Here is a 13,603-nt window from a genome sequence, read left to right as displayed (position 1 = left end):
ACCTGGCAACAGGTTCGTGGGCGCGGTCAAGTCGATGGGGGCGTTCAGCGCCATGAGCGGGAGGCACCCCATCGCTTCTACAAGTGATCAGCGTGCCTCAGGCACGATGATGTGCAACGGCGCCTCGCCGGCGCGACGCCGGGCCACGCAGTAGTACAGCACGCTCGGCACCACCAGCCCGATCAGCCACGACACATCCACGCCACCCAGGTGCGCGACCATGGGCCCGGTGTACAGCTTGGTGTCGATGAAGGGCATCTGCACCAGCACGCCAAAGGTGTAGACAGTGATACCTGGCCAGTTCCAGCGCCCGTAGCGGCCGTTGGGGTCGGCCAGCGCCGGAATGTCGTAGCGCTCTTTGGTGATGAAGTAGTAATCCACCAGGTTGACCGCGCTCCAGGGCACGAAGAAGGTCAGCAGGAACAGGATGAACGACTTGAACGCACTGAGGAACGAATGTTGGCCGAGCAGGGCGACCAGGGTCGCCGCGCCGACGATCGCCAGCACGAACACCAGGCGCTGCAGGCGGCTGATGTGCAGGTGGCCACGGAAACCGCTGATGATCGTGGCGATGCACATGAAGCTGCCGTAGCTGTTGAGCGTGGAGATGGTCACCTTGCCGAAGGCGATGCAGAAGTACAGCAACGCCGCGGTGGTGCCGGCACCGCCCAGGCCGACGATATAGGCCACTTCGCGGCCTGAGAACTGGCCGCCGGCAATGGCGGCGGCGAACACGCCGAGGATCATCGAGGCCTGGGCGCCGATCACCGAGCCCAGGCCGGCGGCGAGGAAGGTCTTGACCGGTGACGTGCTGCTGGGCAGGTAGCGCGAGTAGTCGGCCACGTAGGGGCCGAAGGCGATCTGCCAGGACGCCGCCAGCGACACCGCGAGCAGGAAGCTGCCCCAGCTGAAATGGCGGTTGTCGAGCAACTGGCCGATGTCGGCGAGCATCAGGATGCGGCTGAACAGGTAGATGAAGGCGATGATCCCCAGCACGCTGGCCAGGCGCCCGATCCAGTGGATCACCCGGTAGCCGGCCAACGTGGCCAGCACGATCACCCCGGCGAAGATCAGGATGCCGGTGCTGTCGCTGACACTGAGCAACTGGCCGATGGCCTGGCCGGAAAGCACCGTGCCGGTGGCAGTGAACCCCAGGTACATCAGGCATACCAAGGCCATGGGTATGGCCGCGCCATAGACACCGAACTGCACCCGGCTGGAAATCATCTGCGGCAGCCCCAGGCGCGGCCCCTGGGCGGCGTGCAGGGCCATCACCGTGCCGCCGGCCAGTTGCCCGATCAGCAGGCCGATCAGCGACCAGAACACATCGCCGCCCAACACCACGGCCAGTGCGCCGGTGACGATCGCGGTGATCTGCAGGTTGGCTCCCAGCCACAAGGTGAATTGGCTGTACACCCGTCCATGGCGTTCAGACTCGGGGATGTAGTCGATCGAGCGCCGCTCGATTACAGGTTTGCTGGACATTGGGGAGGGCTCCGCTTCGTTGTTTTTGTGAGGGGCGGCGGCCATCGGCGCAACGCAGGGCGGATGACCGAGGTTTGATATGAGCATGTATATACAAGTCTGGTCAAGTGAAGGATGACGTCAATTTCAGCCCCGTTTCCGGGGCCATGACAGCCGACTGTTGCGCAAGGCTGAAGGCCAACTGTGCTGGTCTATGGCAGACGATTGACCTTATGCTGTAACGAAATATTTCGATAACAGCCTGTAGAAGGAATGCGTGCAATGCCACTCAAGGACCTGCTGATCGCCCTGGTGGTGATCATCGCCTGGGGCGTCAACTTCGTGGTCATCAAGGTTGGCCTCGATGGCCTGCCGCCCATGCTGCTGGGGGCATTGCGCTTTCTGTTGGTGGCCTTCCCGGCAGCCTTGCTGGTCAAACGGCCGAACCTGCCCTGGCGCTGGTTGATCGCGTATGGCGCGACGATCTCCCTGGGCCAGTTCGCCTTCCTTTTCCAGGCCATGTACAGCGGCATGCCGCCGGGGCTGGCCTCGCTGGTGCTGCAATCCCAGGCGTTCTTCACCCTCGGTTTCGCCGCGCTGTTCCTCGGTGAACGGCTTCGCCTGGCCAGTGTGCTGGGGTTGCTGGTGGCGGCCAGCGGGCTGGCGGTGATCGGTAGCGAGAACAGCAGCCACGTGCCCTTGATCGCCTTGCTGCTGACCCTGTGTGGCGGCGCCATGTGGGGCATGGGCAACATCATCACCCGGCGCTTCGGCAAGGTCGACCTGGTGGCGCTGGTGATCTGGGGCGGTTTGATTCCGCCCTTGCCATTCTTCGCACTGTCCTGGTGGCTGGAAGGGCCCGAACGGATTGGCCATGCCCTGGTGAATATCAGCTGGAGCTCGGTGCTGGCGCTCCTTTACCTGGCCTTCGTCGCCACCATGGTCGGCTACAGCCTGTGGAGCACATTGCTGTCGCGCCACCCGGCGGGCAAGGTGGCGCCGTTCTCGTTGCTGGTGCCGGTGATTGGCCTGAGTTCTTCCGCCGTGCTGCTGGGGGAGCGCCTGAGCACGGCGCAGTGCTGGGGGGCGTTGCTGGTGATGCTGGGGTTGTTGATCAACGTGTTCGGGCCACGCCTGGGGCAGCGACTGCGCGCCGCCACCGCCCACTGAAAGACGCCACAATTCCCGTAGGAGCCAGCCTTGCTGGCGAACCCCGTCGCCGCGGTTCGCCAGCAAGGCTGGCTCCTACGTGCGTTTAATTTGTTAGCATCGCCTTCTTTTTGTAAGGAGCAAGCCCATGATCATCAGCACCACCAGCCAGCTTGAAGGCCGCCCCGTCGCCGAGTACCTCGGCGTGGTCAGCGCCGAATCGGTGCAGGGGATCAACTTCGTGCGCGATTTCTTCGCACGCTTTCGCGACTTCTTCGGCGGCCGTTCGCAGACCCTGGAGAGCGCACTGAAGGAGGCCCGCGAGCAGGCCACCGAGGAACTCAAGGCGCGGGCACGGCAGTTGCAAGCCGATGCAGTGGTGGGTGTGGACTTCGAGATCAGCATGCCGTCGGTGCAAGGTGGCATGGTCGTGGTCTTCGCCACCGGCACGGCGGTGCGCTTGAAGTGATGTAAGTTTGCCATCGGTCGGGGAATGCTGGATTGTCCGACAGGTCTGCAAATGACCAACTAGTCTCACTTCATCGGACCGCTGTTTATCTAGGCAAACGAGCTGTTTGTCGGCACGGTCACCGCTTGAGGGAGTCTGGGCATGAGCGAATCCTATTTCGAAGACCTGAACGATGCTTTCCCGATCAACAACCAGGTGCGCTGCGGGCAGTCGTTCTTGCGCCTGGGCTTCGCCAACATGACCCTGGACGAGACCGAGCAGTTGCCACCGGCACACCTGCAGCGCGCCAAGAAAGGTCGCTTCACGCCTCGTTTCCCCGCCAGGAAGTAAGCCGACACACACAACGCCCCGCCCAACGGCGGGGTTTTTTTTGCATTCCTTGATCCTGCTCATGGTATCGGTGTGTCGCCCTCGCCGCAGGCTTGCGACTGTGTTTTTCTTGCGCGGCATTTGACCAAACGGAGTATTGATTTCAATGCGAATCAGGGAAGAGACCTACTGGCAGTGGGCCGATGCGCAACTGCACAGCCGCAGCCACGACGAAGAACTGAGCGACGGCACCAGCCTCGATGTGCAGGTGCGTTTGTCGCGTCTTGGCGCTACACAGTTGTTTCTCGGGTTGTATGCCAGCAACGGCAAGGCCTTGCTGGAGGAGTACTACCCCGCGCGCCCCGGCGAGACCATGACCCGTGCGCTGGTCTGGGGTGTGGATCGCGCCCGTGCGCTGGCCACCGGCGCGTTGCCGCTGCCGGAGCTGCTGCCGCGGCGGCTTCAGGCCTGAGCGTGGCGGTTGCGGCTGGCCTGGACGATGCGCTCGGCAGGCACCCGCAGCTGACGCAGCAGGTACTCGGCGAACTCGCCTGACCAGGGTTGCAGGGCAATGGCCTGGGCCATGCAGTCGAGCCAGATGGCGGAGTGGGCTTCGCTGATCGGCCATTGGGCGTGGAACGAAGGGATGGCGATCGAACCGTAGCGTTCGCTGTACAGGCGCGGCCCGCCCAACCAGCCGCTGAGAAAGCACGCCAGCTTGTCACGCGAGCCGGACAGGTCGTCCGGGTGCATGCGGCGCACGCTGGCGGCTGCCGGGTTTTGCTCCATCAGCCGGTAGAAGTCATCGACCAAGCGGCGCAGGCCATCGATGCCGCCAGCGGCCTGGTAGGAGGCGTCATCGGTGCCGAAGGCAGGGGTGTTCATCGGGCGCTCCTTGATGAAAAGAGCAGTATTCTAGTGCCCTGTCTCGGAAATACGTTCACTTTTTGGCGAGTGGCAACGCCGGCCGGGCGCCCAAGACGCCGCCAAAAATGAACAGCTTATTTCCGAGACAGGACACTAGCAGGCATGAAAAAGCCCGGCGGTTAGGCCGGGCTCAAGAAGCGGCGTACTACTGGTTGAACCTGTTTCAGTTCAGCGAGTCGATCACCTTGATTGCTTGCCGCTCACGGGCCGCAGGCCATTCTTGTTGCAGGGTCTGGAGCACGCGGCCGACGAAGGTAGTGTCGGCGGCGGCCTTCTTGCCGACGTAGCCCTGGCCACGGCGGTAGACCTTGAAGCGGGCGCGCATGCTGGGCATGTGCGATTCGAATTCGGCTTCGACCGTGTTGGGCGGCAGGCGGTCCAGGCGGACCTCGCCGGACTGGCTGACCCACAGCAGGTGGTCGTCGAGGCTGTCCTTGCGCGCGGCGAACAGCTGGGCCAGTTGGTGGATGGTCGGATTGTTGTTCAGGTTCATCATATCAAAGCCCCCATTACTCTATTCGTCGGTGAATTTCGCAGGTGAAGTTCACATTCGGCGCTACACCATGTAGCGCACTAACCAAGGCTGCTACAGCAGCATCGCAACAGGGGCTTTCTCACGCTGCCTTCTGGGCAGTTTCCCTCTCCACGGACGGCCTGCGTTACCGCGCAGGCCGTCTGGAACACCCTTGCCACCGCTCCCGATCGGGGAGACGGCCTCATCATGCACAAGGCCCGGGAAGGGCGTCAACAGTTTTGTAGTGAATATTTTTTAGCACTACATCTTGTCGGACAATCCTGCTTTTAGTTCATGGGGTTCCATTGTCGCCGTGCTCGAGGAAGCCCGCGCGCTGGCGCAGGCGCGCGTGATACGCCTCCAGCGCTGGCAGTGGCGGGTGCTCCAGCGGCGTACGGCGCCAGCGGTTGAGCGACAGGCCGATGGCCACGTCGGCCAGGCTGAAGTCGCTGCCGGCCACATACGCGTTGGTGGCTTGCAGACGCTGTTCGAGCAGGCGCATCCGCGCGGTCCACTGGGCGCTCGCAGCGGCCAGCAATGCAGGGTCCTGGTGCGCGGGGGAATGGCGCACCAGGGACATGAACGGATAGCGCCAGGCGTCGTTGAGGTCGGTGGCCTGCCAGTCCAGCCATTGGTCGACGGCGGCGCGGGCGCGCGGCGCGGCAGGGTAGAGGTGGGCGCCGCCATGCGCGTTGACCAGGTAGCGCAGGATGCTGTTCGACTCCCACAGCACGAAGTCGCCGTCAACGATCACCGGCACCATGGCGTTGGGGTTCAGGGCCAGGAATTCCGGCGTGTCGGTGGCCTGGAAGCCGCTGCCCCAGTCTTCGCGTTGATAGGGCAGGCCCAGCTCGGTGCAGGTCCACAGCACCTTGCGCACATTGATCGATGAAGCCTTGCCGAGGATTCTCAACATGTTTCAGCGCTCCAGGCTGGCGAGGATGCGTTGGGCGGCGCGCACGCGTTCCTCGTTGGGATAGTTGCGGTTGGCGAGCAGGACAATGCCCATCTGCTTCGAGGGCACGAAGGCGATATAGGCGCCGAAACCGTTGGTGGCGCCGGTCTTGTTGTACCAGGCGGCGGGCTCGGCGGGGAGGCTGGGGACCAGGGCCTTGGTGGCCTGGGGCTCGCGGATCATGTTGGCGCCATTGCCCGCCAGCAAGGTGTCCAGGGCCACCGGATACGGGTAGCGCTCCCAGCCCAGGCCCTGGGTCATGGCGCCGACCTGGAAGTAGCCGGCGTGGGTGATGGCGATGGCCTTGCGCAGCGCCGGGTCGAGTTCGTTCGGCCGCACCTGCAGTTGGACGTAGCGCAGCATGTCGCTGGCGCTGGTCTTGATGCCATAGGCTTCGTCGGCGAAGGGGCCGGGGCCGACCCGCACCGGCTTGTCGGCGGCGTCGTAGCCTTGGGCATACAGCCCGCGAGCGTTGGCCGGCACCTCCAGGTAGGTGTGATGCAGGCCCAGTCGTGGCAGCACATCCTGGGTCATCACTTCGGCAAACGGACGTTGTTGCGCGCGCGCCGCCAGGTTGCCGAACAGGCCCAGGCTGGGGTTCGAGTAGCAGCGCATGGTGCCGTGTTCGAACCGGCGCTGCCAGTGCTGGTAGAAGGCCAGGACCTGCTCGTCGGTCTGCACTTCGTCCGGGAATTGCAACGGCAGGCAGTCGCCGCTGTAGGCCCCCAGTTCCAGCACGCTGGCGCTGCCGATGGGCGTACCGGCCAGGGCCGGCTGGTAGCGGCTGGCGGGCGCGGCGAGGTCGAGCTTGCCTTCGGCGCCGGCCAGGGCGGCCAGGGTGGCGGTGTAGGTCTTGCTCACCGAACCGACTTCGAACAGTGTGTCGCGGGTCACCGCTTGTTTTTCCTGCTTGTTCGCGTAGCCGTAGTTGAAGTAGTGCGACTCGCCATTGACGTAGAGGGCCACGGCCATGCCGGCGATGCCTTGCTCGCGCATCAGTGGCTGGATGACGCCATCGACCGTCGATTGCAGGCTGTCGGCCAGGGTGGGCAGGCTGACCAGCGCCAGGGTGGCGGTGAGGCAGAGGTGGCGGGTGTGTTTCATGGGAAAGCAGTCCTTGTCGAATTGCGCTGCGGGAAAGTACCGAACATCGGTGGCCTGTGGCCTGCCCCGGTGTCCGTTGGGCGACATTGCCAGGGGTTCCGGCGTTAGCGCGGGAAAAGCGCAGACCTTATCGTCCGGGCTTGCACAATGACAAGACGGAATACGTGATGAAGTATTTGCGCATGCTTTTCGACAACTTCACCCTGGCGTTGCTCGGGGTGGTGTTCATCGCCACCGTGCTGCCTTGCTCGGGCGAGGGCGCGGTGCTGTTCGGCTGGCTGACCAACCTGGCCATCGGCCTGCTGTTCTTCCTGCACGGCGCCAAGCTGTCGCGCGAGGCCATCATCGCCGGCGCCGGCCATTGGCGCCTGCACCTGCTGGTATTCGCCTGCACCTTCGTGCTGTTCCCCTTGCTCGGCATGGCGTTCAAGCCGCTGTTCGTGCCATTGGTGGGCAACGAGCTGTACCTGGGGGTGTTGTACCTGTGTGCGCTGCCGGCCACGGTGCAGTCGGCGATCGCCTTCACCTCGCTGGCCCGTGGCAACGTGCCGGCGGCCATTTGCAGCGCCGCGGCATCCAGCCTGCTGGGGATCTTCCTCACGCCGCTGCTGGTGATGATGCTGCTCGGTGCCTCCGGTGACACCGGGTCGGGGCTGGATGCCGTGCTCAAGATCACCCTCCAGCTGCTGGTGCCCTTCGTCGCCGGGCAGATCGCCCGCCGCTGGATCGGCGATTGGGTCCGGCGCAATGCCCGCTGGTTGAAAATGGTCGACCAGGGTTCGATCCTGCTGGTGGTCTACACCGCTTTCAGCGAAGCGGTGGTCACCGGGCTGTGGCACAGCGTCTCGGCGCAGCATCTGGCGGGGCTGTTCGCGGTGTGCGGCATCCTGCTGGCGGTGGTGCTGCTGGGCACGCGCTTGCTCGGGCGCGTGTTCGGGTTCAACGTCGAGGATCGCATCACCATCCTGTTCGCGGGCTCCAAGAAAAGCCTGGCCACCGGCGTGCCGATGGCCCAGGTGTTGTTCGTCGGCGGGGGCATCGGGGCGATGATCCTGCCGTTGATGCTGTTCCACCAGATCCAGCTGATGGTCTGCGCGGTGCTGGCCCAGCGCTACGCGGCGCGGGACGAGGCCCGCAACGAGGCGGTGGCGTCCTGACTCATTTCGCGCAGCAGTGCGGCTTGGCGTCGGCGCCTTCGTAGCGGTCGTGGTGGCGCACCCAGTCCATCGTGCCAGCTTCGTTGCGGCCCATTGGCGCCAGGTCGAGGAAGTTGTAGGCGTTGACCAGGATGTCCAGGCCACGGGCATAGGTGGAGTAGGTGTGGTAGAGGCTGCCATCCGGGTCGCGATAGAAGGCGCTCAGCCCGGGCAGCTCATTTTCGCTGCCCGTGTAGGGCTCGTAGTTGTACTGGGCTGTGCCATCGGTGGCGACGCTCACGCCGAAGTCCTGGTTGAAGCGGCTGCCGTGGGACGAGAACCAAGGGAAGCGCCAGCCCATGCGCTGGCGAAACGCCTGGAACTCGGCATAAGGCGCGCGGGACACCGCGACCAACGACACGTCGTGATGCGCCAGATGCAGGTTGGCGCCGTCGAAATGGTCGGCCAGGAAGGAACAGCCCGGGCAGCCTTCCTGCCAGCCTTCGGCGAACATGAAATGGTAGACCAGCAGTTGGCTGCGGCCGGCGAACAGCCCATCGAGGCCGAGCTCGCCGTCAGGGCCGTGGAAGCGGTAATCCTGCTCGACCTTCACCCAAGGCAAGGCGCGGCGGGCGGCGGCCAGTTCGTCGCGCTGGTGGGTGAAGGCCTTTTCGTGCAGCCATAGTTGCTGCCGGGCGGCGAGCCATTGGCTGCGCGAGACCACGGCGTGCTTGGGGTGGGTCATGGGGGCGACTCCAGGTTGAGGGGTTCAACCTGTGGTCGAATGGGATGGCGATGGAATCGACAGTGGCCTGTACGTGGCCGACGAATGGTGAGGGGCGGTGCCCCGTGCCCCGTTGGCCTGATACGACCGTTGTAGGAGCGGCTTCAGCCGCGATCACCCGCAAAGCGGGTGCCCAATACCGCGATGCCCGCATCGCGGCTGAAGCCGCTCCTACAGAACATCGCGCACTTGCGTTTGCATCTGCTCGATCAGCGCCCACAAGCGTGGATCATCGTAGTCCGCGATCACCAGCTGCGCCCCGGCTTCGAGCAGCCGCTCGGCAGGCTGGGTGGTCGCCAGCCCCACGGTGAAGATCCCGGCATCGACGGCCGCCTTGACGCCTGGCAGCGAGTCCTCGAAGGCCAGTGCCTGGCCAGCGTTGGCCCCCAGACGTTGCAGGCCGGTGAGGTAGGGCAGCGGGTCGGGCTTGGGGCGTTCCAGCTCGTCCGCGACCAGCACATGCTTGAAGCGCTCGTCCAGGCCCATGGCGCCCAGCATGTGCTCAGCGTTCAGGCGCGGTGCGTTGGTCACCACGCACATGCCGATACCGTGCTGTTCGGCGTGCGCCAGCAGGTCGAGCAGGCCGGGCAGCGGCGACAGGCTCGGTGACAGCTCGCGGAACAGCGCCTCTTTGCGCTCCGCCAGCCTCTGGCGTTCCGCGGTGTCCGCCTGCGGGAACAGGTCAGCGAACAGCAGGCCGTTGGAGCGCCCGCTGACCTGCGTGTCGAACTGCTCCTGGGTCAGGGCGCGGCCGTCATGGTCGTGCAGCAGCTTGCGGAAAGCCTGCAGGTGCAGGGTGTCGGTATCGGTGAGGGTCCCATCGAGGTCGAACAGCAGGGCGGTCAGCATCGGGTATCCTGGCGAGGCGATTGCACAGTGGGTGGTCCAGGGGATTCTAGCCGCAACCGGTGGGTGGTTGTGAAACGTTTCAGTTGTGCGCGGCGGGAGCCGCGTTCTCTGCAGGAGCGGCTTCAGCCGCGATGAGGGCACCCGCTTCGCAGGTGATCGCGGCTGAAGCCACTCCTACAAAGATCACGTCAGATCAATGGGTTAACTCGACTCAATCGCTCTGTGCATACATCCAGCGCATCAACGAATTCCGGCCACTGATCCCCAGCTTGATCGCCGCCCTTCGCAGATAGCTTTCGACGGTGTTGACCTTCAATTGCAGATGCTCGGCCTGCTGTGGTGCCGTGCGCCCGGCGAGCAGCCCCTTGCATACCTGCATCTCCCGCTCCGACAAGGTGATGTCGGCCTGGCGCAGGCGTTCGATGAAGCGCTGCTCCAGGCTTTCTGGTTCGCCAACCTCAGGTGGCGTGGGCTGCAGGGCATCGATGTGCTTTTCGAGCATCGGCAGCAGCAGCGGGGAGATTTCTTCTAGGCGGCTGCGTTCGACGGCGGAAAACCCGTAGCGTGGGTCGGCCCGCAGGACAGTGATCTCGTAGCGGTAGCCATCCTTTCGCCGTGCCAGGTGCAGGCGTGCCGGGTCATCGAAGGCATTGCCCGATTCGCCTGCACTGAACACGGCCTCGCTGAGCAAGGTGGCGTCAGGGCGCGAAGAGCAGGAAGAGGCCACCCGCATCTGGCGGATAAGCGTGGCATCGATGGTCAAGTGGGTCTGGATCAGGTCGTGCAACCGCTGGGGGAAGTGACGGCTGCCGGTACTGGCTATGACTTTGCCGATCTGCGGAAAAAGCAGGTGCGAATTCATCGTGTCATCCATGATGTGCTGTGGAACGAAGGCCCGTGCACGCCAGTAACCAGCATCCTTGGTTGGCGGCACGGCCGTTGGAGCTGCTTGCTATCCTAGTACAACGATTCAGTGACGGTTAAATGAAGCGGCAATAATGGCATGACAACATCGGTTGTTGTCGGGCGGCTTCGGTTCCGCAGGCAGTCGGGTATGATGCAAGCCCTTTGCACACAACGAGGCCCGTTCCATGTCCCTGAGCGCAGAACAGATTGGCGAATTCCGCAGCTTCGCCGAACAGCTGGCCGATGCCGCTGCCGCCGCGATCCAGCCGTATTTTCGCGCAAGCCTGGGGGTCGAGGACAAGGGCGGGCGCTTGTACGACCCGGTGACCGTGGCCGACAAAGCCGCCGAGGATGCCATGCGCGGGCTGATCCAGGCACGCTACCCGGACCATGGCATTCTCGGTGAGGAGCAGGGCGAGGCCGTGGGCAGCAGCCCGCTGACCTGGGTGCTCGACCCGATCGACGGCACCCGCGCCTTCATCACCGGCCTGCCGCTCTGGGGCACGCTGATTGCCCTCAACGACGGTACCCGCCCAGTGATCGGTGTGATGAACCAGCCGTTCACCGGTGAACGGTTCGTCGGAACGCCGGACGGTGCCTGGCGCAGTGGCACCCCCCTGAGAACCCGCGCCTGCACCGACCTGGCCTCGGCCACGTTGATGTGCACCACCCCCGACATGTTCGACACCGAGGCGCGCCAAGCGGCCTTCCACAAGGTGGCTGGCCAGGCCCGGCTGATGCGCTACGGCGGCGACTGCTACGCCTACTGCATGCTGGCGTCGGGCTTCGTCGACGTGATCGTCGAGGCGAGCCTGCAGCCCTATGACGTGCAGGCATTGATGCCGATCATCGAAGGGGCGGGCGGGGTGATCACGGCATGGGACGGTAGCTCGGCGCAAAACGGTGGCTGCGTGGTGGCCTGTGGTGACAAGGCGCTGCATGCGCAGGTGGTGCAGATGCTGCGTCACGCCATGTGATGCCGGCCTGCTGAGCACCCGCCAGCAAGCGGCCCAGGCACTGTCCGATAATCGAACTTCGTGACCTGGGCCGCCGTTCGCTATCCGCCCATCGTTTGCTCCGGTCGCATTGCCCATAACCGGGCTTTTTGCTTAGTGTGAGCGCTATCAGCCGACCGTCGTCTGCCCCGACACGCCTGTGGCGGCTGGATAGAATAACCGTGACCGACCGCGTTCGCAGCCCGCCCGGGCCGCAGGATACGGCGCCCATAACAATAACGATGGCGAGTGCCTTGCCCATGGAAAGCCGCCTGTTGAGCGAGCAAAGCTGCGTGTTCCACCGCGCCGACCCCTATGCGGTGTCCGACTACGTCAACCAGCATGTGGGCCAGCATCATATAGGCCTGTCCCGCACCACCCACCCCCAGGCCAGCCTGAGCCACCGTAAGTTCGCCGAGCTGGACCTGTGCCGTATCAGCTATGGCGGCAGCGTGCGTGTCACCTCGCCGGCGCTGGAAACCATCTACCACCTGCAGGTGCTGCTCAACGGCAATTGCCTCTGGCGCGGTCGCCAGCGCGAGCACTACCTGGTGCCGGGCGAGCTGCTGCTGATCAACCCGGACGACCCGGTGGACCTGACCTACTCCGAAGACTGCGAGAAGTTCATTCTCAAGGTGCCGGTGCGTCTGCTCGACTCGATCTGCGACGAGCAGCGCTGGCAGCGGCCCAGCGGTGGCGTGCGCTTTCTGCGCAATCACTACCGGCTGGAAGAGCTTGAAGGCTTTCTCGGCCTGCTGGGGATGGTCTGCAACGAAGCCGAGGTCCGCGACTCGTTGCCTCGGGTGCAGGGGCACTACAGCCAGATCGTCGCCAGCAAGCTGCTGACGCTGATGAGCACCAATGTGCGCCGGGAGTCGTTGGGCGGGGCGGGCCTGGAAAGGATCCTGGGGTATATCGAAGACAACCTGAAGTTCGAGCTAAGCGCCGAAACGCTGGCAGAGCAGGCGAACCTGAGCTTGCGGTCGTTGTACGGGTTGTTCGATCGCCACTTGGGGACCACACCCAAGCAGTACGTCCGCCAGCGCAAGCTGGAGCGGGTGAGGGCGTGCCTGGGCGATGCCAGCTGCGGTGTGCGCAGTGTGACCGAGCTGGCGCTGGACTACGGCTTCCTGCACCTGGGGCGTTTCTCGGAAAGCTACCGGCAGCAGTTTGGCGAGCTGCCGTCGGAGACCTTCAGGCGGCGCGAATGACGCGTGTTCGCCGAGAACGACGGATCTGTAGGAGCGGCTTCAGCCGCGATCCGGACACCGCGGTGCCTGCATCGCGGCTGAAGCCGCTCCTACAGAGTTCGCGTCAGATCTCGCTGAGTCAGGCCACGTCCACCAGCACGATTTCGCTGTCCTCGAGCGCAGTCACCCTCAGCACGCTTTCCTGCTCGATCGCCACGCCATCGCGGGCCTTGGCCTGCAGCCCATTCACCTCGATCAAGCCCTTGGCGGGCACCAGGTAGCCACGGCGTCCGGCGTCGAAGCGGTACTCGGCGCTTTCCCCGGCACGCAAGGTAGCGGCCACCAAGCGGGCATCGGTGCGGATGCGCAGGCTCTCTTCATCGCCTTCGCGGCCGCTGGCCAGGGTCACGAAACCTTCGCCACGCTCGCCCTTGGGGAATGGCCGGGTGCCCCAGGACGGCGCCTCGCCCACATTCTCCGGGATGATCCAGATCTGGAAGATGCGCGTATCGACCTTCTCCAGGTTGTACTCGCTGTGGACGATGCCGCTGCCGGCACTCATCACCTGCACGTCGCCCGCTTCGGTGCGGCCTTTGTTGCCGAGGCTGTCCTGGTGGGTGATGGCGCCTTCGCGGACATAGGTGATGATTTCCATGTCGCGGTGCGGGTGCGGCGGGAAACCGCTGCCAGCGGCAATGAGGTCGTCGTTCCACACCCGCAGGTTGCCCCAGTGCACCCGTGCCGGGTCGTGGTACTCGGCGAACGAGAAGTGGTGGTGGGCATCGAGCCAGCCGTGGTTGGCATGGCCCAGGCTTTCGAACGGTCGCAGTTGCAGCATGATGATGCTCCTCT

The 13,603-nt window shown here is 64.5% G+C and carries 16 protein-coding genes; 7 read left to right on the top strand and 9 right to left on the bottom strand.

Annotation, left to right across the window (positions count from 1 at the left end; all coding sequences use genetic code 11):
• Positions 1-87: 87 nt before the first annotated feature.
• Positions 88-1,485, bottom strand: coding sequence for a purine-cytosine permease family protein (locus PSEEN_RS14005; protein WP_011534184.1), 1,398 nt, complete (start codon positions 1,483-1,485; stop codon positions 88-90).
• A 261-nt stretch (positions 1,486-1,746) separates the two neighbouring features.
• Between PSEEN_RS14005 and PSEEN_RS14000 the strand changes: the two genes are divergently transcribed.
• From PSEEN_RS14000 to PSEEN_RS13985, 4 genes are all read left to right on the top strand, one after another.
• Positions 1,747-2,634 (top strand): O-acetylserine/cysteine exporter, encoded by an 888-nt coding sequence (locus PSEEN_RS14000; protein WP_011534183.1) that lies wholly within the window; start codon positions 1,747-1,749, stop codon positions 2,632-2,634.
• 127 nt (positions 2,635-2,761) lie between these two features.
• Positions 2,762-3,082, top strand: a complete 321-nt coding sequence (locus PSEEN_RS13995; RefSeq protein ID WP_011534182.1) for a YbjQ family protein — start codon at positions 2,762-2,764, stop codon at positions 3,080-3,082.
• Between the two features lie 141 nt (positions 3,083-3,223).
• A complete protein-coding gene (locus tag PSEEN_RS13990) occupies positions 3,224-3,412 on the top strand; it encodes a hypothetical protein (RefSeq protein ID WP_011534181.1) in 189 nt (62 codons plus the stop codon).
• Positions 3,413-3,557: 145 nt separating this feature from the next.
• The gene (locus PSEEN_RS13985) at positions 3,558-3,863 is read left to right on the top strand and encodes a hypothetical protein (protein ID WP_011534180.1); all 306 of its coding nucleotides are present in this window, start codon (positions 3,558-3,560) and stop codon (positions 3,861-3,863) included.
• On the opposite strand, the gene PSEEN_RS13980 is transcribed toward PSEEN_RS13985, so the two are convergent.
• From PSEEN_RS13980 to ampC, 4 genes are all read right to left on the bottom strand, one after another.
• Complete coding sequence (locus PSEEN_RS13980; RefSeq protein WP_011534179.1) at positions 3,854-4,276, bottom strand: group II truncated hemoglobin; 423 nt, start codon at positions 4,274-4,276, stop codon at positions 3,854-3,856. The two genes, PSEEN_RS13985 and PSEEN_RS13980, sit on opposite strands and share 10 nt — an antisense overlap.
• 205 nt (positions 4,277-4,481) lie before the next feature.
• Positions 4,482-4,814 carry a hypothetical protein gene (locus PSEEN_RS13975; protein ID WP_011534178.1) on the bottom strand — a complete coding sequence of 111 codons (333 nt, stop codon included), beginning with the start codon at positions 4,812-4,814 and terminating at the stop codon, positions 4,482-4,484.
• A 310-nt stretch (positions 4,815-5,124) separates the two neighbouring features.
• Positions 5,125-5,748: a glutathione S-transferase family protein gene (locus tag PSEEN_RS13970; RefSeq protein WP_011534177.1), complete on the bottom strand. Its 624-nt coding sequence runs from the start codon at positions 5,746-5,748 to the stop codon at positions 5,125-5,127.
• Positions 5,749-5,751: 3 nt separating this feature from the next.
• The gene (ampC, locus tag PSEEN_RS13965) at positions 5,752-6,891 is read right to left on the bottom strand and encodes a class C beta-lactamase (RefSeq protein WP_011534176.1); all 1,140 of its coding nucleotides are present in this window, start codon (positions 6,889-6,891) and stop codon (positions 5,752-5,754) included.
• Positions 6,892-7,058: 167 nt separating this feature from the next.
• Here ampC and PSEEN_RS13960 point away from each other — a divergent pair, with 167 nt between their 5' ends.
• Complete coding sequence (locus PSEEN_RS13960; protein ID WP_011534175.1) at positions 7,059-8,048, top strand: bile acid:sodium symporter family protein; 990 nt, start codon at positions 7,059-7,061, stop codon at positions 8,046-8,048.
• A gap of 1 nt (position 8,049) precedes the next feature.
• Here PSEEN_RS13960 and PSEEN_RS13955 read toward each other — a convergent pair whose 3' ends face one another.
• From PSEEN_RS13955 to PSEEN_RS13945, 3 genes are all read right to left on the bottom strand, one after another.
• A complete protein-coding gene (locus tag PSEEN_RS13955) occupies positions 8,050-8,772 on the bottom strand; it encodes a DUF899 domain-containing protein (RefSeq protein WP_011534174.1) in 723 nt (240 codons plus the stop codon).
• Positions 8,773-8,982: 210 nt separating this feature from the next.
• Positions 8,983-9,660, bottom strand: a complete 678-nt coding sequence (locus PSEEN_RS13950) for an HAD family hydrolase (protein WP_011534173.1) — start codon at positions 9,658-9,660, stop codon at positions 8,983-8,985.
• A gap of 211 nt (positions 9,661-9,871) precedes the next feature.
• Positions 9,872-10,522 (bottom strand): helix-turn-helix transcriptional regulator, encoded by a 651-nt coding sequence (locus PSEEN_RS13945; protein WP_011534172.1) that lies wholly within the window; start codon positions 10,520-10,522, stop codon positions 9,872-9,874.
• A gap of 229 nt (positions 10,523-10,751) precedes the next feature.
• Between PSEEN_RS13945 and hisN the strand changes: the two genes are divergently transcribed.
• Positions 10,752-11,543 (top strand): histidinol-phosphatase, encoded by a 792-nt coding sequence (hisN, locus tag PSEEN_RS13940; RefSeq protein ID WP_011534171.1) that lies wholly within the window; start codon positions 10,752-10,754, stop codon positions 11,541-11,543.
• A 278-nt stretch (positions 11,544-11,821) separates the two neighbouring features.
• On the top strand, positions 11,822-12,772 hold the full coding sequence (locus PSEEN_RS13935; RefSeq protein WP_011534170.1) for an AraC family transcriptional regulator: 951 nt from the start codon (positions 11,822-11,824) through the stop codon (positions 12,770-12,772).
• Between the two features lie 118 nt (positions 12,773-12,890).
• On the opposite strand, the gene PSEEN_RS13930 is transcribed toward PSEEN_RS13935, so the two are convergent.
• A complete protein-coding gene (locus PSEEN_RS13930) occupies positions 12,891-13,589 on the bottom strand; it encodes a pirin family protein (RefSeq protein ID WP_011534169.1) in 699 nt (232 codons plus the stop codon).
• Positions 13,590-13,603: the final 14 nt, after the last annotated feature.

The sequence above is a fragment of the Pseudomonas entomophila L48 genome (assembly GCF_000026105.1).
Classification (GTDB): domain Bacteria; phylum Pseudomonadota; class Gammaproteobacteria; order Pseudomonadales; family Pseudomonadaceae; genus Aquipseudomonas; species Aquipseudomonas entomophila.
This window is presented reverse-complemented; position numbering and strand designations above follow the sequence as displayed.

What these genes read in the sequence shown, in the direction of transcription:
- PSEEN_RS14005 (WP_011534184.1), bottom strand. Translation starts at nt 1,485, where the DNA reads ATGTCCAGCAAACCTGTAATCGAGCGGCGCTCGATCGACTACATCCCC.
- PSEEN_RS14000 (WP_011534183.1), top strand. Translation starts at nt 1,747, where the DNA reads ATGCCACTCAAGGACCTGCTGATCGCCCTGGTGGTGATCATCGCCTGG.
- PSEEN_RS13995 (WP_011534182.1), top strand. Translation starts at nt 2,762, where the DNA reads ATGATCATCAGCACCACCAGCCAGCTTGAAGGCCGCCCCGTCGCCGAG.
- PSEEN_RS13990 (WP_011534181.1), top strand. Translation starts at nt 3,224, where the DNA reads ATGAGCGAATCCTATTTCGAAGACCTGAACGATGCTTTCCCGATCAAC.
- PSEEN_RS13985 (WP_011534180.1), top strand. Translation starts at nt 3,558, where the DNA reads ATGCGAATCAGGGAAGAGACCTACTGGCAGTGGGCCGATGCGCAACTG.
- PSEEN_RS13980 (WP_011534179.1), bottom strand. Translation starts at nt 4,276, where the DNA reads ATGAACACCCCTGCCTTCGGCACCGATGACGCCTCCTACCAGGCCGCT.
- PSEEN_RS13975 (WP_011534178.1), bottom strand. Translation starts at nt 4,814, where the DNA reads ATGATGAACCTGAACAACAATCCGACCATCCACCAACTGGCCCAGCTG.
- PSEEN_RS13970 (WP_011534177.1), bottom strand. Translation starts at nt 5,748, where the DNA reads ATGTTGAGAATCCTCGGCAAGGCTTCATCGATCAATGTGCGCAAGGTG.
- ampC (WP_011534176.1), bottom strand. Translation starts at nt 6,891, where the DNA reads ATGAAACACACCCGCCACCTCTGCCTCACCGCCACCCTGGCGCTGGTC.
- PSEEN_RS13960 (WP_011534175.1), top strand. Translation starts at nt 7,059, where the DNA reads ATGAAGTATTTGCGCATGCTTTTCGACAACTTCACCCTGGCGTTGCTC.
- PSEEN_RS13955 (WP_011534174.1), bottom strand. Translation starts at nt 8,772, where the DNA reads ATGACCCACCCCAAGCACGCCGTGGTCTCGCGCAGCCAATGGCTCGCC.
- PSEEN_RS13950 (WP_011534173.1), bottom strand. Translation starts at nt 9,660, where the DNA reads ATGCTGACCGCCCTGCTGTTCGACCTCGATGGGACCCTCACCGATACC.
- PSEEN_RS13945 (WP_011534172.1), bottom strand. Translation starts at nt 10,522, where the DNA reads ATGAATTCGCACCTGCTTTTTCCGCAGATCGGCAAAGTCATAGCCAGT.
- hisN (WP_011534171.1), top strand. Translation starts at nt 10,752, where the DNA reads ATGTCCCTGAGCGCAGAACAGATTGGCGAATTCCGCAGCTTCGCCGAA.
- PSEEN_RS13935 (WP_011534170.1), top strand. Translation starts at nt 11,822, where the DNA reads ATGGAAAGCCGCCTGTTGAGCGAGCAAAGCTGCGTGTTCCACCGCGCC.
- PSEEN_RS13930 (WP_011534169.1), bottom strand. Translation starts at nt 13,589, where the DNA reads ATGCTGCAACTGCGACCGTTCGAAAGCCTGGGCCATGCCAACCACGGC.